Source organism: Pseudomonas mucidolens (genome assembly GCF_900106045.1).
In the GTDB taxonomy this organism is placed as follows: Bacteria; Pseudomonadota; Gammaproteobacteria; order Pseudomonadales; family Pseudomonadaceae; genus Aquipseudomonas; species Aquipseudomonas mucidolens.
Map to the genome: position 1 here is coordinate 4,445,607 of NZ_LT629802.1, position 17,802 is coordinate 4,463,408.

Sequence of the window (17,802 nt, forward strand, 5' to 3'; positions counted from 1 at the left end):
CGATGACGCACTTCTGGACGTCAGGGCGCTCCCTATTTTTCACCTCGTTCGACCGGTCTCTATGACAATCCTGCGCACTTTTTTAGCTACTGCCCTGCTCGGCTTGAGTCTCTGTGTCAGCCCGGTGTACGCCGCCGACCCGCCCAGCGTGGATGCCGTCCAGCAATCCCTGGATAAATTGCCTGACCGCAAGCTGCCCGACGCAGAAATGAAGGCATTGCAAACCATTCTGCAACAAACCCTGACCTTTCTCGGTAACCAGCAGGATTACCAGCAGCGCCTGGAGGACCTCAAGCGCCAACTGCAGGATGCGCCACACCAGACCACGAAGAACCAGCGTGAACTGGCCCGGCTCAAGGCCACCAAAGTCATTCCGGTCACCCAACGCTATGCCGACTTGCCGGTGCCGCAGCTTGAGCAACTATTGGTGCAGCGCAGCACCCAGCAAGGCGACCTGCAGAAAGAACTGGCCGACGCCAACAGCCTGAGCATCGCCGCCCAGACACGTCCGGAGCGTGCGCAGACTGAAATCAGCAGCAGCCAGACCCGCATCCAGCAGATCAATAACACCCTCAAGGCCGGCAAGGACGAGGGCAAGCCCCTGAGCGGCGAACAACGCAACCAACTGAATGCCGAACTGGCGGCGCTCAATGCGCTGATCCCCCTGCGTCGCCAGGAACTGGCGGGCAACAGCCAACTGCAAGACCTGGGCAACAGCCAGCGTGACCTGGTGGAGGAAAAAACCGCCCGCCTGGAACAGGAAATCCAGGACCTGCAAACCCTGATCAACCAGAAGCGCCTGGCCCAGTCCCAGGAGACGGTGACCCAGCAATCCATCGAAGCGCAGAAAGCCGGTGGCAGCAGCCTGCTGGCCACGGAAAGCGCCGCCAACCTGAAGCTCTCCGACTACCTGCTCAAAGGCACTGACCGGCTCAATGAACTGACCCAGCAGAACCTGAAAACCAAGCAAATGCTGGACAACGTGACCCAAAGCGATGCGGCGCTGGACGAGCAGATCAACGTGCTTCAGGGCAGTCTGTTGCTGTCGAAGATTCTTTATAAGCAAAAGCAGGCATTGCCACCGCTGAAGGTAGACCGTGATCTGGCGGATGATATCGCCAACATTCGCCTGTATCAGTTCGAGGTTAACCAGCAGCGGGAACTGATCAACCCGCCTAGCCTCTACGTCGACAATTTGCTGGAGAACCAGCCAGCAGATCAGATCACGCCACAACTGCGGCGCACCCTCCTGGAACTGGCGATGACCCGTAGCGACCTGCTGGAGCGCCTGAGTCGCGAGTTGAGTTCTCTGCTCAACGAATCCATCACCTTGCAACTGAACCAGAAACAACTCCTCAGCACCGCCACCAGCCTGCGTGCAACCCTCGACGAGCAGATGTTCTGGATCCCCAGCAACAAGCCGCTGGATACTGAATGGCTGAAAACCGTCCCTTCACGTCTGGAAAAACAGATCGACACCCTGCCCTGGGCTTCCAGCGTCAGCGAGCTGTACGACGGTCTGACGCAGCGCCCGCTGCTGTTTTCGCCCTTGCTCCTGCTGATCGGTGTTTTGTTGTGGCGACGCCGCAACCTGTACGAACGGCTGAAAAAAATCCACTTGGACATCGGCCACTTCAAACGTGACAGCCAATGGCACACACCGATTGCCATCCTGGTCAATATCCTGCTGGCGATGCCCGTTGCACTTGGCCTGGCCCTCTGCGGCTACGCCCTGCAAATCGACGCCCGCGGACAGAACGCCAACCTCGGCGCGGCGCTGTTGCAGATCGCCCAGGCGTGGCTGGTGTTCTATACCGCCTATCGGGTCCTTGCGCCGGGCGGCGTGGCCGAACTGCACTTTCGCTGGGAAAAGCCTCAGGTCGAATTTCTCCAGCGCTGGATCCGCAGGCTCGGGTTGGTGGTACTGGCGCTGGTGGCGGTGGTGGCCATCGCCGAACATCAACCGGCGGCGCTGGCGGATGACGTCCTGGGCATCGCCGTGGTGCTGACCTGCTACGCCTTGATGGCCTTGCTGCTGAGTCGCTTGCTGCTTATCAGCCCGACCCATGAAAAAGCCTCGCTGTTTCGCAAAGCCGTGGGCGTGCTGTTTACCGCGCTGCCCATCGCGTTGTTTATCGCGGTGTGTTTCGGCTATTACTACACCGCCCTCAAGCTCAGCGACCGCTTGATCAACACCCTGTACCTGCTGATGTTCTGGCTGGTGATCGAAGCCACCTTCGTCCGTGGCCTGGGCGTCGCCGCACGGCGCCTGGCCTACTCCCGCGCATTGGCCAAGCGCCAGGCCACGAAGGAGGCCGGCGACGGCGAAGTGGTGATCGAGGAGCCGACCCTAGACATCGAACAGGTCAACGAACAGTCGATGCGCCTGATCCGCCTGGCCTTGCTCGGTGGCTTTATCGCGGCGCTGTACTGGGTCTGGTCAGACCTGATCTCGGCGTTCTCCTACCTCGACAACGTGACGCTCTACGAATACACCAGCGGTACCGCACCCAATATCAGCATGGTGCCCATCAGCTTGAGCGACTTGCTCGGCGCACTGATCATCATCGGTATCACCTTCGCCCTGGCGCGCAACCTGCCGGGCCTGCTGGAAGTGCTGGTGCTGTCCAAACTCGAACTGGCCCAAGGCAGCGCCTACGCCGCCACCACCTTGCTGTCCTACGTGATCGCAGGCATCGGTTTTGTCACCACGTTGTCGACCCTCGGCGTGAGCTGGGACAAGTTGCAATGGTTGGTGGCCGCGCTATCAGTGGGCCTGGGTTTCGGCATGCAGGAGATCTTCGCCAACTTCATTTCCGGCATCATGATCCTGTTCGAACGCCCGGTACGCATCGGTGACACCATCACCATCGGTAACCTGTCAGGCACTGTGAGTAAGATCCGCATCCGTGCGACCACCATCACCGATTTCGACCGCAAGGACATCATTGTCCCGAACAAAACCTTCATCACCGGTCAATTGATCAACTGGTCGCTGACCGACACCGTCACCCGGGTCACCCTGAAACTCGGTGTGGACTATGGCTCCGACCTGGATAAGGTGAAGGAGTTGCTGCTCAAGGCAGCCAGCGACAATCCCCGAGTACTGAAAGACCCGGAACCGCTGGTTTACTTCCTCAATTTCGGTGAGAGCACCCTGGACCACGAACTGCGCATGCACGTGCGCGACCTCGGCGACCGCAACCCGGTACTGGATGAGGTCAACCGTTTCATCAACCGCGAGTTCAAGAAAAACCACATCAACATCTCGTTCCGGCAGATGGAGATTTACCTGAAGAACCTCAACGGCAACGAATACAAACTGATGCCGGCAGAGGAAAGCCACCCGACCCTCCCAGGTCCGGCCAGCGACCAGGGCGCACCACAACCGCCGGCCGGCGATGTTGCCGACGCGCCGCCGCCCCCGCCGAGCAAGCTCGACTAACTGGCCTGCGCCCAGCAGAATGTCCGTACATTCTGCTGGAGATGGCCGGTGAAAGCCCTCGACGAATTGACCTTCGACAACCGTTTCGCCCGTCTGGGCGACGATTTTTCGACCCACGTGCTGCCCGAACCTATCGACGAGCCGCGCCTGGTGGTCGCCAGTAACGCGGCCATGGCCTTGCTTGACCTGGACCCGGCCATTGCCGAAACGCCGGTGTTCGCCGAACTGTTCGGCGGGCACAAACTGTGGGCCGAGGCCGAGCCACGGGCGATGGTCTATTCCGGGCATCAATTTGGCGGCTATAACCCGCAGCTGGGCGATGGTCGCGGCCTGCTGCTCGGCGAAGTGTATAACCAGGCCGGCGAACACTGGGACTTGCACCTCAAGGGCGCCGGACAGACGCCTTACTCCCGCATGGGCGATGGCCGTGCGGTACTGCGCTCCTCGATTCGCGAATTTCTCGCCTCCGAAGCCTTGCATGCCCTGGGCATCCCCAGCAGCCGCGCGCTGTGCGTGATCGGCTCGAGCACACCGGTGTGGCGCGAGAAACAGGAACGGGCCGCGATGGTCTTGCGCCTGGCCCAGAGTCATATCCGCTTCGGCCACTTCGAGTACTTCTACTACACCAGCAAACCCGAACAGCAAAAGCAACTGGCCGAGCATGTTCTGAAGCTGCATTTTCCCGAATGCCAGGAACAACCCGAGCCGTATCTGGCGATGTTCCGCGAGATCGTCGAACGCAACGCTGAATTGATCGCAAAATGGCAGGCCTACGGTTTTTGCCATGGCGTGATGAACACTGACAACATGTCGATCCTCGGCATCACTTTCGACTTCGGGCCGTTCGCCTTCCTCGATGACTTCGACGCACAGTTCATCTGCAACCATTCCGATGACCAGGGTCGCTATTCGTTCAGCAACCAAGTGCCTATCGGCCAATGGAACCTCAGTGCGCTGGCCCAGGCGCTCACTCCGTTTATCAGCGTCCAAGCGCTGCGCGAAACCCTGGGACTGTACCTGCCGCTGTACCAGGCGCATTACCTGGACTTGATGCGCCGACGGCTGGGTTTCACCACCGCCGAAGACGACGACCAGCCGTTGGTGGAGCGCCTGTTGCAACTGATGCAGGGCAGCGGCGTCGACTACACCCTGTTCTTCCGTCGCCTGGGGAATGAGCCCCCTGCATTGGCCGTGGCGCGATTGCGCGATGATTTCGTCGACCTTGCGGGCTTTGATGCGTGGGCGGATGAGTACCAGGCCCGCGTCATTCGCGAAGGCAATGGCGACGAAACACAGCGCCGTGAACGGATGCATGCGGTGAACCCGCTGTACATCCTGCGCAACTATCTGGCACAAAATGCTATCCAGGCGGCTGAATCAGGTGATTACACCGAAGTGCGTCGGCTGCATGAGGTGTTGAGCAAGCCATTTGAAGAACAGCCTGGGATGGAGCAATACGCGCAGCGGCCGCCGGATTGGGGCAAGCATCTGGAGATTAGTTGTTCGTCCTAGCGGTTCTCAGATAAACATGTCCACCGGTACTTTGAAATACTCTGCCAGCCAGCTATCGCCATGTGCGATAGCTGCGAACGGACCAATGGTGCTTTTTCAAATAGGCTCACTCAGCCTAGATACACAAACCAAGTCGGCAATGGCGAAAATGTGAACACATGCGCCATCACCGCCGGAGCTTGATAATCACTCGCTTAGGCTCCAATTTGAATTCATTGGCCACTTCAACGGAGTCCTCCATGTCCGATCCTCTTGTAATCCCCTGCCCGCATTGCAATGGTCTTAACCGCATCCCCAACGAACGCATGGGGGACGCACCGAAGTGTGGGCGCTGCAAGCAACCGGTGTTATTGAGCAAGCCTTTTGAGCTGAAACAGGGCGACTACGCCAGCCAGATCAAAGGTGATTTGCCACTACTGGTGGACGTGTGGGCCGACTGGTGCGGGCCGTGCAAGTCGTTTGCGCCGGTGTTCGAGCAGGCAGCCGGGCAGTTGGCGGGTAAATGCCGGCTGGCCAAGCTCGATAGCGAGGCCAATCAGCAGTTGTCCGCTCAGTTGGGGATTCGCTCGATTCCCAGCTTGATCCTGTTCAAGAATGGCCGGGAGGTGGCGCGCCAGAGCGGCGCGTTCCCGCTGCCACAGCTGATGAGCTGGCTGCATGGCCAGGGCGTTTACTGAAACGGATGTGGCGAGGGGGCTTGTCCCCCGTTGGGCTGCGCAGCAGCCCCCAAACCACCCGCTGAGGAGTGTCTGATACAGCGCATTCTTCTTTTTTGGGGCTGCTGCGCAGCCCAACGGGGGACAAGCCCCCTCGCCACAGATTTATTGTGCGGTCTTGGCGGCACTGTTTTCGACGACAGGCGCTCAGGCGCTTTCCAGCAAATTATGCAACTCCACAAACTGCTGCGTCAGTTTGTGCCGTGGGTCCAGGTGGATCAGCGGCTTGCTCTGCTGGTGAGACTCACGCATCCGCACCGAGCTGGCGAGGTACACCGGTAGCACCGGCAAACCCTCGGCAATCAACTCATCGAGCATCTGCTGCGGCAGGCTCGCACGGGCCTGGAATTGGTTGACCACGATGCCTTCCACTTCCAAGTCTTCATTGTGGTCTTCCTTCAGCTCTTCGATTTCACGCAACAGGCCATACAGCGCCTGGCGCGAGAAACTGTCGCAATCGAAAGGAATCAGTACGCGATCAGCGGCAATCAACGCGGAAACCGCATAGAAGTTCAGCGCTGGCGGGGTATCAAGGTAGATCCGGTCATAATCCTCGGCCAACTCATCCAGCAGCTTTCGCAACTTGTTGATCTTGTGCTTGGCCTCAAGCTTGGGCTGCAAGTCCGCCAGTTCGGCGGTGGCGGTAATAACGTGCAGGTTGTCGAACGGAGTTTCGTAGATATCCACCTTGTTTTTCTTCGAGAACGGCCCGGAGGACAGGATTTGCTTGAAAAAATCGGCAATGCCCATGGGGATATCGTCGCCTGTCAGCCCGGTGAGGTACTGGGTCGAGTTGGCTTGTGCATCGAGGTCTACCAACAGGGTTCGATAGCCTTCGCTGGCGCTGACCGCCGCCAGGTTGCAGGCAATGCTGGACTTGCCAACGCCGCCTTTCTGATTGAACACCACGCGCCGCATGAAAAAACCTCCGTGTATCAATGAATGCCCGAGTGTAGAGGGCAAAAGCGCTCGCTCGCTACCTTGATCACACCTGGACTACAGCATTGGAGGCTTTATCTTGCGCATCTGTCCCGCACCAGCCCGATCAAGCAGGAAATGCCTGACACCCAGCCCCCTACCCCGATGATGGACAATCACTGTTTGTATTTCGGTAAATTTGTAATATTCCGTGACTAATTTTTTACCAAAGTTTGCTAGAACCCAACAGCACCGGGATAATGCGCGCCACTTGGCCGTTGCGCCATGTCCCGGTTTTCCGGGCCGATTGCTGCACAAGGAAGCCCGCAGGGGCGGGATATCTTCTCCGTGATCAACTTCAACATCGCTCAATGGCGCGCGTGGGCCCCTGGGCTCGACAGCGTGGACGGCTGGCGCGAATGGTGCCGGGCCCCAGTGTTGCTGGCTCCCAGCGCAGCCGCGCCCGATGTGTCGTTCCTGCCAGCCATGCAGCGCCGCCGTCTCAGCCGCCTGGCCCGGATGGCCTTCAGTGTCGGCTGGCCCCTGGCCGAAGGCTTGCAAGACCTGCCGCTGGTGTTTGTTTCGCGTCACGGTGAAACCCCACGCACCCTGGAGATTCTCAGCGACCTGGCCAAAGACCAGCCGCTATCGCCAACCCAGTTCAGCCTGTCGGTGCATAACGCGGTGATTGGCCTGTGGTCGATCCTGCGTAATGAAACCAGCGAAATGACCGCCTTGGCCGCCGCCGGCGACGGCCTGGAGCACGGCGTACTGGAGGCCGTCGCGCTGCTCAACGAAGGCGCACCAGCCGTGCTGCTGGTGATCACCGAAGAACAGCCGCCCGAGGCCTACACACGCTGGATCGACGATGTACCTTTCCCCTATGCCCTCGGTCTGTTGTTGACCCCAGGCGACGAATGGCAACTGGCGCTGCACACCGCGACGGTCCAACCCATCAAAACCCAGTGGCCTCACGCCCTGAACCTGCTGCGCGCGCTGTTCAACGAACAGGACGCCTGCCAACATGCCTGGAAGAGCCGAGTATGGAACTGGCAACGCAATCACTGACCGACAAGCCCCGAGACGCTTATCACTGGCGGCTGTTCGCCACGGCGGCGAGCTTCGCCCTGTTCGGTATCGGCGGCCTGTGCCTGCGCCTGCTGGTGTTCCCGCTGCTCAGTTGTCTGCCGGGAGACGCCCGTCAGCATCAACGGCGCGCGCGTCACACCATCAGTCGGCTGTTCTGGTTTTTTATCCGGATGATGCAGCGTGCCGGCATTCTCACTTACAGCGTCGAAGGCGCCGAAAATCTCGGACGTCCCGGCCAGATGATCATTGCCAACCACCCGTCGCTGATCGACGTGGTGTTTCTGATTGGCCTGGTGCGCCAGGCCAATTGCGTGGTTAAGCAAAGCCTGTGGCAGAACCCCTTCACCCGGGGTCCGGTGCGCGATGCCGGGTACATCAGCAACGACGGCAGCATCGACATGCTGGATGCCGCCGCCGGCGCACTGCGCAACGGCCAGACGCTGATTATCTTTCCCGAAGGCACCCGCACTGTGCCGGGCCAGGCGCCAGCCTTTCATCGAGGCGCTGCTGCCATCGCGCTAAGGGGAGCCGCGGTCATTACCCCGGTGGTGCTCAAAGTCAGCCCCACCACCCTGACCAAGGCCGAACCCTGGTATCGCATCCCCAAATGCCGCTTTCACTTCAGTTTGCAGGTAGGTGCCGATATAGAACCACAGACGTTTGCCACGCAAGGGCCTCCTCCTCAAGCCTCACGCAAGCTTAACGATTACCTGCACCATTATTTCATTAAGGAGCTCGCCGAAGATGAGCAATCCAAATAGCCTTGAGCACGACATAAAAACGCTGATCATTGAGGCCCTGGGCCTGGAAGACATCAGCGTGGACGACATCGGTAACGAGCAAATTCTGTTCGGCGAAGGCCTCGGCCTGGATTCGGTAGACGCCCTGGAACTGGGCCTGGCGATCCAGAAAAAGTACGGCATCAAAATCGACGCCGACGCCAAGGACACCCGCAATCACTTCATCAACGTGGCCAGCCTCGCGGCGTTCGTCACGGCCAGACAGGCAGCTTGAGACCCAACATGCAAACTCGTGACGATATCTTCAACACCCTGCGCGATGCCTTGGTGGAATTGTTTGAACTGGAACCTGAGCGCGTCACCCTCGATGCCAACCTGTATCAGGACCTGGAAATCGACAGCATCGATGCGGTGGACCTGATCGACCACATCAAGCGCCAGACCGGCAAGAAAATCGCCGCCGAAGAGTTCAAGGCCGTACGCACGGTCAATGACGTGGTCGAGGCGGTCTACCGTCTGGTCCAACCGGCCGCATGAGCCGCCTGATCGGCCTTGGTCTGTTGCTGGCAGGGCTGCTGTACCCTTTCGCGGTGTATTTCGGCACGGCGCACTTTGCGCCTTGGCAGTTCGGCCTGCTATTGGCCTGCCTGTGGCTGCTGCGCGCGCTGACCGGCGCGCGCAACCCAGGTGCGCGCTGGATGACGGTGCTCGCCATCGTGTTTTGCCTGATGCTGGCGTGGTTCGACAATCCGCAGCTGTTGCGCTGGTACCCGAGCCTGGTCAGCGCCTTCATGCTGGCGCTGTTCGGCTTGAGTCTGAAATACGGCCCGCCGATGGTCGAGCGCCTGGCGCGTTTGAGCGAACCGCAATTGCCTGACAACGCCATTGTGTATACCCGCAAGGTCACCGTGGCGTGGAGTGTGTTTTTCTTGTGTAACGGCCTGATCGCCGCCGCGCTTACCTTGTGGGCGCCGCTGGGCTGGTGGACGTTGTACAACGGCCTGATTGCCTACGGGTTGATGGGGTTGTTGTTTGCCGTGGAATGGCTGATACGACAGAGGGTTCGAGGCCGCGTATGAATTGGGTAAATCTTGAGCACTTGCTGCTTGAGCCTGTAGCACAGCGTCCGGTCACCACTGAGCCGGCGATGAATCATGCACAACTGTGCGAATCCGCCCCGAGCCTGGCTGCCGGGCTGCACGCCCGTGGCATTCGGCGCCTGGCCGTGCACCTGACGGATGCCGGTCTGCTGGCGATTGCCCTGCTGGGTGCCTGGCGGGCCGGCGTCAGCGTGTTGCTGCCCGCCGACCTGCAACCCCAGACGCGCCAACGCTGGGCCCATGAAGTCGACGCGTGGCTGACCGAGGCCAGCGATCTCGACGCGCTGTACCAGGCGCCGCTCAGCGCTGGCGCCCTGGATCTGCACGCTGGCCAACTGAGCCTGTGCACCTCCGGGTCCAGCGGCGACCCCAAGCGCATCGACAAAACCCTGGGCCAACTGGCCAATGAGGTCCAGGCCCTGGAAACCCTGTGGGGCGCCGATCTGGGAGACGCCTGCATCATCGGCAGCGTCGCCACCCAGCACATCTACGGTTTACTGTTCCGCGTGCTATGGCCGTTGTGTGCCGGGCGTACGCTGGTACGTCAGCAACTGCCTTTCCCGGAAGACTTGCAGCGTGTCAGCCGCCAGCACCCGCACTTTGCCTGGGTCGCCAGCCCGGCGCTGCTCAAGCGCATGGGCGACAACCTCGACTGGCCGGCGCTGAGCGCGGTCAAGCGGGTGTTTTCCTCGGGCGGCGCACTGCCCAGCGACGCGGCCAGCAGCCTGCAACAACGCTTGCAGCAATGGCCGACGGAAATCCTCGGCAGCTCGGAAACCGGCGGTATTGCCTGGCGTCAGGGCGAAAGCCTGTGGCAGCCCTTTGCCGGGGTCCAACTGAGCCAGGACGCCGCCGGCGCCTTGTGTATTGCCTCGCCGTACCTGCCAGCCGGTCACCTCGAGCAAACCGCCGACGCCGCTATCCTCCACGCCGACGGCCGCTTCGAACTGCTGGACCGCCTGGACCGGATCGTCAAGCTGGAAGAAAAACGCATCGCCCTGCCGATGCTCGAACGCGCGTTGATGGATCACCCTTGGGTCGCTGAAAGCCGCCTGGGCGTGGTGAAAGAGAACCGTGCCTCCCTCGGCGCGCTGGTGGTACTCAGCGGCGACGGCCTGCACGCGTTGCGCAACCAGGGCCGGCGCGCGGTTACCGAAACCTTGCGCCAGCATCTGAGCCAGCACTGCGAACCCCTGGCGCTGCCCCGTCGCTGGCGGCTGTTACGGCAATTGCCGTTGAATACCCAAGGCAAACTGCCCCAGGCTGACGTGGAGGCCTTGCTGCTGGCTCCGCGGCCCAAAGCCCCCGAAGTCCTCGAACACGCCGAAACCGACGGTGAGTGGACGCTGCAACTGGCGATCCCGCCTGACCTGGCCTATTTCAGCGGTCACTTCCCCCAGACGCCGGTGCTACCGGGCGTGGTGCAAGTGGATTGGGCGCTGAGCCTGGGCCGGCAATTGCTCGACCTGCCGAGCGACTTCGCCGGAATGGAAGTACTCAAGTTCCAGCAACTGGTGCGCCCGGACGATCGGATCGAACTGCACCTGCGTTTCGACCGCGAGCGCGGCAAGTTGTACTTTGCCTACCGCAATGACACGGCCGCGTGTTCCAGCGGACGGATTTTGCTGGCCGCCACCCATGCATAATCCCTGCGCGCTGATCCCGGTCTACAACCACGAAGCCGCCGTGCCCGCCGTGGTCCACCGCCTGCTGGACAGCGGCCTGCCCTGCCTGCTGGTGGATGATGGCAGCAGCCCGGCCTGCGCCACCGTACTGGCGCGACTCGCGAGCCTCGACAACGTGTCGCTGCTGACCCTGCCCACCAATCAAGGCAAGGGCGCGGCGGTGATGGCGGGCTTTCGCGAAGCCGCACGCTTGGGTTTCAGCCACGCCTTGCAAGTGGATGCCGACGGCCAGCATGACTTGCGGGAGGTCACAACCTTTCTCGACGCCTCGCGCACCCATCCCGAAGCCCTCATCTGCGGTTACCCCGAATACGACGACAGCGTGCCCAAGGGCCGTTTGTATGCACGCTACCTGACCCATGTCTGGGTATGGATCAACAGCCTGTCGCTGCAGATTCGCGATTCGATGTGCGGCTTTCGTATCTACCCGCTGGCACCGGTACTGGCGCTGATGGACTCGGCCAACATCGGCAAACGCATGGATTTCGATTCCGATATCCTCGTGCGCCTGGCGTGGCGCAGCCAGCCGATGCGCTGGCTGCCGACCCAGGTGCACTACCCGACCGACGGCTTGTCGCACTTTCGCATGGTGCGCGACAACCTGCTGATTTCCTCCATGCACACCCGGCTGTTCTTCGGCATGCTGGTCCGTGCGCCGATGATTCTCTGGCGACGGTGGCAGGCATGAGCGACAACGCCAAGCATTGGGCCGACCGCCAAGAGCGCGGCAGTCTGTGGTTGATGCGGCTCACCGCACTGGCCGCCAAAATCCTCGGGCGCCGGCTATTGAGCCCGCTGCTGTATGGCATCGTCCTGTACTTTTTCCTGTTTGGCCGCGCCGCCCGCCAAAGCGCCTGGCAATACCAGCAGCGGCTGGCCGACTGGAGCGCTCGCGACGACTTGCGCCCCAGTCATCGCCGGGTGTTCGGCCAGTTCATGGCCTTTGCCGACGCACTGCTGGACAAGCTCGATGTGTGGAATGGCAAGCTGCGTCTGGAACAGATCGAGATCCTCGACCCGGCACAGTTGCGCGGCCAACTGCGCAGCGCGCGCGGGCAGATGCTGGTGGGCGCACACCTGGGCAACCTGGAAGTGTGCCGGGCCCTCGCTGAACTGGGCGAGAAAGTCACCATGAACGTGCTGGTGCATACCAAGCACGCCGAACGTTTCAACCGCCTGCTGGGTGAGGCCGGGGCAACCAACCTGCGACTGATCCAGGTCAGCGAACTGGACCCGGCGGTCATGCTGTTGCTCAGCCAGCGCCTGGATGACGGCGAATGGCTGGCGATTGCCGGTGACCGCGTGCCGCTGCACGGCGGGCGCACCGTCCGTGTGGACTTTCTCGGCCACGCCGCCGCGTTTCCGCAAGGCCCGTGGCTGTTGGCCGGCTTGCTGAAATGCCCGGTCAACCTGCTGATGTGCCTCAAACACCAGGGCCGCTACCGCTTGATCATCGAGCCCTTCGCTCAGTTGATCGAATGGAAGCGCAGCGACCGCCAGCAGGTGATTGCCACCTGGACCGCACGCTATGCCGCACGCCTGGGGCATTTCTGCCTGGAAGCGCCCCAACAATGGTTCAACTTTTACCCTTTCTGGAAGACCGATGACGACGCATCCGCTTGAGCCGGTAACCTTCGGCGAACTCCCTTTGCGCATCGAAGACGTGCTGGCCCTGGCCAACCGTCAAGCGCCGGCCCGGTTGCAAGGCGATGCCGACTATCGGCAGCGCATTGCCAAGGGCGCGCAGTTCCTGGATTCGCTGCTGGACAAGGAAGGCGTGATCTACGGCGTGACCACCGGTTACGGCGACTCGTGCGTGGTGGCGGTGCCGTTGCAGCACGTCGAAGCGCTGCCGCGTCATCTGTACACCTTCCATGGCTGTGGCCTGGGCAAGTTGCTGGATGCGCAAGCCACCCGCGCCGTGCTGGCGGCGCGCTTGCAGTCACTGTGCCACGGCGTCTCCGGTGTGCGCGTCGAGTTGCTGGAGCGCCTGCAGGCGTTTCTTGAATACGATGTGCTGCCCCTGATCCCGGAAGAAGGCTCGGTCGGTGCCAGCGGCGATCTGACGCCGCTGTCCTATGTGGCCGCCACCCTGTCCGGCGAGCGCGAAGTGATGTTCTGCCGTGAACGCCGCACAGCCTGTGAGGTACACCGTGAATTGGCCTGGGAACCGCTGGTGCTGCGGCCCAAGGAAGCCCTGGCGCTGATGAACGGCACCGCCGTGATGACCGGCCTGGCCTGCCTGGCTTTCGCTCGCGCCGACTACCTGCTGCAACTGGCCACGCGCATCACCGCGCTGAACGTAGTGGCGCTGCAAGGCAATCCGGAACACTTCGACGAGCGCCTGTTCGCCGCCAAGCCGCACCCTGGCCAGATGCAAGTCGCCGCCTGGCTGCGCAAGGACCTGGCCATCGACGCGCCGACCGCGCCGTTGCATCGTTTGCAGGACCGCTACTCCCTGCGTTGCGCGCCGCATGTGCTCGGCGTGCTGGCTGACAGCCTGAATTGGCTGCGTTCGTTTATCGAGATCGAACTCAACAGCGCCAACGATAACCCGATCATCGACGCCGAGGCCGAACGCGTGCTGCACGGCGGGCACTTCTACGGCGGTCATATCGCCTTCGCCATGGACAGCCTCAAGACCCTGGTGGCCAACGTCGCCGACCTGCTGGACCGGCAGCTCGCGTTGCTGGTGGACGTGCGTTACAACCACGGTTTGCCGAGTAATCTGTCGGGCGCGCCGGCGGATCGCGCGATGATCAATCACGGCTTCAAGGCCGTGCAGATCGGCACCAGCGCCTGGACCGCCGAAGCCCTGAAAAACACCATGCCGGCCAGCGTGTTCTCACGCTCCACCGAATGCCATAACCAGGACAAAGTGAGCATGGGCACCATCGCCGCCCGCGATGCGATCCGCGTCCTCGAGCTGACCGAACAGGTCGCCGCCGCCACCTTGCTCGCCGCCAATCAAGGCGTGTGGCTGCGCGCCCAGGCCGTCGACGCCCGCCCGCTGCCACCGGCCCTGGCCGCCATGCACGAAGAACTGGCCAAGGACTTCCCGCCGGTCATCGAAGACCGCGCCCTCGAAGGCGAACTACGCCTGTGCCTGCAACGCATCGCCGAGCAACACTGGAGGCTGCATGCGTAGCCAGGGTGTATTGCACAGCGACACTGAAATCCTCGTGCCGTTTTTTGATGTCGACACCATGCACGTGGTCTGGCACGGCCACTATGTGAAGTACTTGGAGGTCGCGCGCTGCGCGCTGCTGGACAAGATCGGGCATAACTACACGGCGATGCTCGAGTCCGGCTATGCCTGGCCGGTGATCGATATGCAACTGCGCTACGTGCGCGGCGCCACCTTTGGTCAACGAATCAATGTGCGCGCCAGCCTGGTGGAGTGGGAGAACCGCTTGAAGGTCAACTACCTGATCAGCGACCTGGCCAGCGGCGAACGCCTGACCCGCGCCAGCACCGTGCAAGTGGCGGTCGAGATCGCCAGTCGCGAGATGCAGTTGGCCTCGCCCAAGGTGTTCATCGATGCCGTAGAGAGAGTCTTGAAATGCTGACCGCGTTCTCTGTAGGAACAAGCTTGCTCGCGAAAATCGTCAACGATAATGCTGGTTGCCTGGTACCCCGCGGCGCCCTCAGGTTTTTCGCGAGCAAACTCGCGCCTACAGTGTTGGTGTTTTTAGGTTTATCAGGCGTTGCCCAAGCGTTTGACCAGCAGCAACTCAGCGCTCAGTTAGCCAGGCCCGAGGTGATCCACGGCAATTTCATCCAGGAAAAACACCTGCGCGCCCTGCCGCAACCGCTGACCAGCAAAGGCAGGTTCGTGCTGGCCAAGGACCACGGCCTGCTCTGGCTGCTTGAAACGCCGTTGCAACAAGACTATCGGATCAACGCCCAAGGTATCGCCCGGCGCGACGCCAGCGGCTGGCAAGCGCTACCGAACAAAAGCGCCGGCGCGCAGCAGAACCGCCTGTTCCTCGCCGTACTGCAAGGCGACAGCAGCGGCTTGCAGCGAGACTTCGAGTTGCAACTGCAAGGCGCAGCCACGGCGTGGAAACTGACGCTGATTCCGCGCTCGCTGCTGCTCAAACAGGTCTTCACGCAAATCAAAATTGACGGCGGCACGCTGGTGCACACCATCGAACTGCTGGAAACCCAGGGCGACAGCACCGTGTTGCGACTGCAAGACAGCACCGCCGAGCAACCCTTGAGTGAGACGGAGCAACACGATTTTGCCCAGTGAGCGCTGGTTGCCACGTCTGTTCCTGATCCTGCTGGTGGGCGTATTGGCGCTGGCCGGCTGGCAATGGCGCAATGGTGCGCCGCTGTCGGCCAACCTGATGGAACTGGTGCCGGGCAGCACGCCCGACGCGTTGGAGCTTCAGGCCGAACAGCGCATGCAAGAACCGCTGAACCGCGAAATGCTGGTGCTGGTGGGGCACACCGAACGGCAACAGGCGCTGGCCATGGCCCAACAACTGGCTGAGCGCTGGCAAGCCAGTGGGCTGTTTGAAAAGATCACATGGAATGTGCAGGCCGACCTGCCGGCCCTGCGCAAGCAACTGCTGCAGGGACGCCTGGCAATGCTCTCGACCCAGGACCGCGAGCAGTTGATCGAACATCCCGAAGCGTTCATTGCGCAGCGGGTGCAGGCATTGTTCGATCCTTTCAGCGGTTTTAGCCTGGTACCGAGCCAGGACGACTGGCTTGGCCTGACCGGGCGCATCCAGAACAGCCAACCGCACCATGGCTCGGTGCAACTGGATATCGGCAGCGGCGCGTTGATCGCCGACGCCGACGGCAAAAGCTGGGTACTGCTGCGGGCACGCACCAGCGGCAATGCGTTCGATATGCAACTGCCACTGCAAGTCGCCGCCTTGCTGCAATCGAGCCGCGAACAGGCCGGGGAACAAGGTGTGCAGTTGCTAGCGGCCAGCGGCTTGCTGTATGCCGCCAACGGCCAACAGCAGGCCTCCCGCGAAATCACTTGGGTCGGCGGCGGCGCGACGTTCGGCATTCTGCTGTTGCTGTTGCTGGCGTTTCGTCGTTGGCGGGTGCTGTTGGCCTTCGTTCCGGTGCTGGTGGGCATATTGTTTGGCACGGTAGCCTGTGTCGCGCTGTTTGGGCGTGTGCACGTGATGACCCTGGTGCTGGGCGCCAGCCTGATCGGGGTGGCCATCGACTACCCGCTGCACTACCTGTCCAAGAGCTGGAGCCTGCAACCCTGGCGCAGTTGGCCAGCCTTGCGCCTGACGCTGCCGGGACTGAGCCTGAGCCTGGCCACCAGTTGCATCGGCTACCCGGCCCTGGCCTGGACGCCGTTCCCAGCGCTGACACAGATCGCCGTGTTCTCCGCCGCTGGCCTGGTAGGCGCCTACTTGTCGGCGGTGTGCCTGTTGCCGGCGTTGCTCAGTGGCATGGACCTGCGCCCCGCGCAGTGGCCATTACAGGTCGCCGAGTGCCTGCTGGGGATACGCGAGTCGCTGCTCAAGCGCCTGCCCAGCCCAGCGCTGCTGGTACTGGCGCTGCTGTTCTGTGCCGGTGGACTTTGGCAACTGAACAGCAAAAACGATATTCGCCAATGGATCGGCGCACCGCCGCAATTGCTCCAGGAAGCACAGACCATTGCGCGGATTACCGGCTATCAACCCACCAGTCAGTTCTTCCTCGTGCGAGCGGACAATCAACAGCAATTGCTCGAGCGCCAGACCGCGCTGAGTCAGCGCCTGGATCAACTGGTCAACATGGACAAGCTGCAGGGCTACCTGGCGCTCACTCAGTTGGTCAGCCCCGCCAGCACGCAACAACAGCTGCGCCAGGCCCTGAACAGCCCGCCGCCACTCTGGCAGCCCTTGCTCGACCTCGGTGTACCGGCCAGCGCGCTGCAGGCGGAAGTGGCGCAATTGCAGGCTTTGCCCACCCAAGACATTGACGCGGCACTGCGCGGCCCGCTGGCCGAGCCGTGGCGCACGCTGTGGCTGGGCGACATCAAGGATGGCGTAGCGGCGATGGTCAGCCTGCAAGGCTTGAACGACCCGGCGTTGCTGAGGATCCAGGCCCAGGATTTGCCCGGGGTGAAACTGGTCGACCGCCTGGGTGATTTGAACCAGGTATTTGCCGCGACCCAGATCAGCGCCGCCGAATTGAAATTAATCTCCTGTGTACTGATCGTATTGCTGCTGCTCCTGCCGTTCGGGCTTGGCGGAGCATTGCGTATCGTCGCGCTGCCGCTGCTGGCGGCCATGTGCAGCCTGGCCAGTCTCGGCTGGCTGGGACAGCCGTTGACGCTGTTCAGCCTGTTCGGCCTGTTGCTGGTGACAGCCATCAGCGTCGACTACGCGATTCTTATGCGCGAGCAGATCGGCGGTGCCGCCGTCAGTTTGCTGGGAACGCTGCTGGCAGCCATCACCACATGGCTATCCTTTGGTTTGCTGGCGGTTTCCAGTACTCCGGCGGTGAGTAACTTCGGTCTTTCGGTGAGCCTGGGCCTGGCGTTCAGCTTTATGCTCGCGCCGTGGGCAAGCCACCGGGAGCACTTGCACTGATGTGCTCGGATTTTCCTGAATTGAATTTGATGATCGCCGA

The 17,802-nt window shown here is 61.7% G+C and carries 16 protein-coding genes; 15 read left to right on the forward strand and 1 reads right to left on the reverse strand.

Annotated elements, in window-relative coordinates; genetic code table 11:
- Nucleotides 1-61 precede the first annotated feature (61 nt).
- From mscK to trxC, 3 genes are all read left to right on the forward strand, one after another.
- Nucleotides 62-3,445: a mechanosensitive channel MscK gene (gene mscK / locus BLU75_RS20435; RefSeq protein ID WP_084379713.1), complete on the forward strand. Its 3,384-nt coding sequence runs from the start codon at nucleotides 62-64 to the stop codon at nucleotides 3,443-3,445.
- 48 nt (nucleotides 3,446-3,493) lie between these two features.
- Complete coding sequence (selO, locus tag BLU75_RS20440; protein WP_084379714.1) at nucleotides 3,494-4,957, forward strand: protein adenylyltransferase SelO; 1,464 nt, start codon at nucleotides 3,494-3,496, stop codon at nucleotides 4,955-4,957.
- Nucleotides 4,958-5,196: 239 nt separating this feature from the next.
- Nucleotides 5,197-5,634 (forward strand): thioredoxin TrxC, encoded by a 438-nt coding sequence (trxC, locus tag BLU75_RS20445; RefSeq protein WP_084379715.1) that lies wholly within the window; start codon nucleotides 5,197-5,199, stop codon nucleotides 5,632-5,634.
- A gap of 186 nt (nucleotides 5,635-5,820) precedes the next feature.
- Here the strand turns inward: trxC and BLU75_RS20450 are convergent, their stop codons facing one another.
- Nucleotides 5,821-6,591, reverse strand: a complete 771-nt coding sequence (locus BLU75_RS20450) for a ParA family protein (protein WP_084379801.1) — start codon at nucleotides 6,589-6,591, stop codon at nucleotides 5,821-5,823.
- Between the two features lie 348 nt (nucleotides 6,592-6,939).
- On the opposite strand from BLU75_RS20450, the gene BLU75_RS20455 reads away from it, so the two are divergent.
- From BLU75_RS20455 to BLU75_RS20510, 12 genes are read left to right on the forward strand one after another with little or no spacing between them, the layout of a single operon-like run.
- The gene (locus BLU75_RS20455; protein ID WP_084379802.1) at nucleotides 6,940-7,659 is read left to right on the forward strand and encodes a beta-ketoacyl synthase chain length factor; all 720 of its coding nucleotides are present in this window, start codon (nucleotides 6,940-6,942) and stop codon (nucleotides 7,657-7,659) included.
- The gene (locus BLU75_RS20460) at nucleotides 7,635-8,441 is read left to right on the forward strand and encodes a lysophospholipid acyltransferase family protein (protein WP_084379803.1); all 807 of its coding nucleotides are present in this window, start codon (nucleotides 7,635-7,637) and stop codon (nucleotides 8,439-8,441) included. The genes BLU75_RS20455 and BLU75_RS20460 overlap by 25 nt, the downstream gene beginning before the upstream one ends.
- The gene (locus BLU75_RS20465) at nucleotides 8,425-8,694 is read left to right on the forward strand and encodes a phosphopantetheine-binding protein (protein ID WP_084379804.1); all 270 of its coding nucleotides are present in this window, start codon (nucleotides 8,425-8,427) and stop codon (nucleotides 8,692-8,694) included. Before BLU75_RS20460 ends, BLU75_RS20465 begins: the two co-directional genes overlap by 17 nt.
- Before the next feature lie 8 nt (nucleotides 8,695-8,702).
- The gene (locus BLU75_RS20470) at nucleotides 8,703-8,957 is read left to right on the forward strand and encodes an acyl carrier protein (RefSeq protein WP_003209389.1); all 255 of its coding nucleotides are present in this window, start codon (nucleotides 8,703-8,705) and stop codon (nucleotides 8,955-8,957) included.
- On the forward strand, nucleotides 8,954-9,499 hold the full coding sequence (locus BLU75_RS20475; protein WP_084379805.1) for a COG4648 family protein: 546 nt from the start codon (nucleotides 8,954-8,956) through the stop codon (nucleotides 9,497-9,499). Before BLU75_RS20470 ends, BLU75_RS20475 begins: the two co-directional genes overlap by 4 nt.
- Nucleotides 9,496-11,166, forward strand: coding sequence for an acyl-CoA synthetase family protein (locus BLU75_RS20480; protein WP_084379806.1), 1,671 nt, complete (start codon nucleotides 9,496-9,498; stop codon nucleotides 11,164-11,166). Before BLU75_RS20475 ends, BLU75_RS20480 begins: the two co-directional genes overlap by 4 nt.
- A complete protein-coding gene (locus tag BLU75_RS20485; RefSeq protein WP_084379807.1) occupies nucleotides 11,159-11,893 on the forward strand; it encodes a glycosyltransferase family 2 protein in 735 nt (244 codons plus the stop codon). The genes BLU75_RS20480 and BLU75_RS20485 overlap by 8 nt, the downstream gene beginning before the upstream one ends.
- Nucleotides 11,890-12,828, forward strand: coding sequence for an LpxL/LpxP family acyltransferase (locus BLU75_RS20490; RefSeq protein ID WP_084379808.1), 939 nt, complete (start codon nucleotides 11,890-11,892; stop codon nucleotides 12,826-12,828). The genes BLU75_RS20485 and BLU75_RS20490 overlap by 4 nt, the downstream gene beginning before the upstream one ends.
- Nucleotides 12,809-14,353 carry an HAL/PAL/TAL family ammonia-lyase gene (locus tag BLU75_RS20495; protein ID WP_084379809.1) on the forward strand — a complete coding sequence of 515 codons (1,545 nt, stop codon included), beginning with the start codon at nucleotides 12,809-12,811 and terminating at the stop codon, nucleotides 14,351-14,353. The genes BLU75_RS20490 and BLU75_RS20495 overlap by 20 nt, the downstream gene beginning before the upstream one ends.
- A complete protein-coding gene (locus BLU75_RS20500; protein ID WP_084379810.1) occupies nucleotides 14,346-14,774 on the forward strand; it encodes an acyl-CoA thioesterase in 429 nt (142 codons plus the stop codon). The genes BLU75_RS20495 and BLU75_RS20500 overlap by 8 nt, the downstream gene beginning before the upstream one ends.
- Nucleotides 14,768-15,460 carry an outer membrane lipoprotein carrier protein LolA gene (locus BLU75_RS20505; protein WP_084379811.1) on the forward strand — a complete coding sequence of 231 codons (693 nt, stop codon included), beginning with the start codon at nucleotides 14,768-14,770 and terminating at the stop codon, nucleotides 15,458-15,460. The genes BLU75_RS20500 and BLU75_RS20505 overlap by 7 nt, the downstream gene beginning before the upstream one ends.
- The gene (locus BLU75_RS20510) at nucleotides 15,450-17,762 is read left to right on the forward strand and encodes an MMPL family transporter (RefSeq protein ID WP_084379812.1); all 2,313 of its coding nucleotides are present in this window, start codon (nucleotides 15,450-15,452) and stop codon (nucleotides 17,760-17,762) included. The genes BLU75_RS20505 and BLU75_RS20510 overlap by 11 nt, the downstream gene beginning before the upstream one ends.
- The last annotated feature ends 40 nt before the right edge of the window (nucleotides 17,763-17,802 follow it).

Excerpts from the sequence above, each read along its gene's own strand:
- mscK (WP_084379713.1), top strand. The coding sequence starts at position 62 with ATGACAATCCTGCGCACTTTTTTAGCTACTGCCCTGCTCGGCTTGAGT.
- trxC (WP_084379715.1), top strand. The coding sequence starts at position 5,197 with ATGTCCGATCCTCTTGTAATCCCCTGCCCGCATTGCAATGGTCTTAAC.
- BLU75_RS20450 (WP_084379801.1), bottom strand. The coding sequence starts at position 6,591 with ATGCGGCGCGTGGTGTTCAATCAGAAAGGCGGCGTTGGCAAGTCCAGC.
- BLU75_RS20460 (WP_084379803.1), top strand. The coding sequence starts at position 7,635 with ATGGAACTGGCAACGCAATCACTGACCGACAAGCCCCGAGACGCTTAT.
- BLU75_RS20465 (WP_084379804.1), top strand. The coding sequence starts at position 8,425 with ATGAGCAATCCAAATAGCCTTGAGCACGACATAAAAACGCTGATCATT.
- BLU75_RS20470 (WP_003209389.1), top strand. The coding sequence starts at position 8,703 with ATGCAAACTCGTGACGATATCTTCAACACCCTGCGCGATGCCTTGGTG.
- BLU75_RS20475 (WP_084379805.1), top strand. The coding sequence starts at position 8,954 with ATGAGCCGCCTGATCGGCCTTGGTCTGTTGCTGGCAGGGCTGCTGTAC.
- BLU75_RS20480 (WP_084379806.1), top strand. The coding sequence starts at position 9,496 with ATGAATTGGGTAAATCTTGAGCACTTGCTGCTTGAGCCTGTAGCACAG.
- BLU75_RS20485 (WP_084379807.1), top strand. The coding sequence starts at position 11,159 with ATGCATAATCCCTGCGCGCTGATCCCGGTCTACAACCACGAAGCCGCC.
- BLU75_RS20490 (WP_084379808.1), top strand. The coding sequence starts at position 11,890 with ATGAGCGACAACGCCAAGCATTGGGCCGACCGCCAAGAGCGCGGCAGT.
- BLU75_RS20495 (WP_084379809.1), top strand. The coding sequence starts at position 12,809 with ATGACGACGCATCCGCTTGAGCCGGTAACCTTCGGCGAACTCCCTTTG.
- BLU75_RS20500 (WP_084379810.1), top strand. The coding sequence starts at position 14,346 with ATGCGTAGCCAGGGTGTATTGCACAGCGACACTGAAATCCTCGTGCCG.
- BLU75_RS20505 (WP_084379811.1), top strand. The coding sequence starts at position 14,768 with ATGCTGACCGCGTTCTCTGTAGGAACAAGCTTGCTCGCGAAAATCGTC.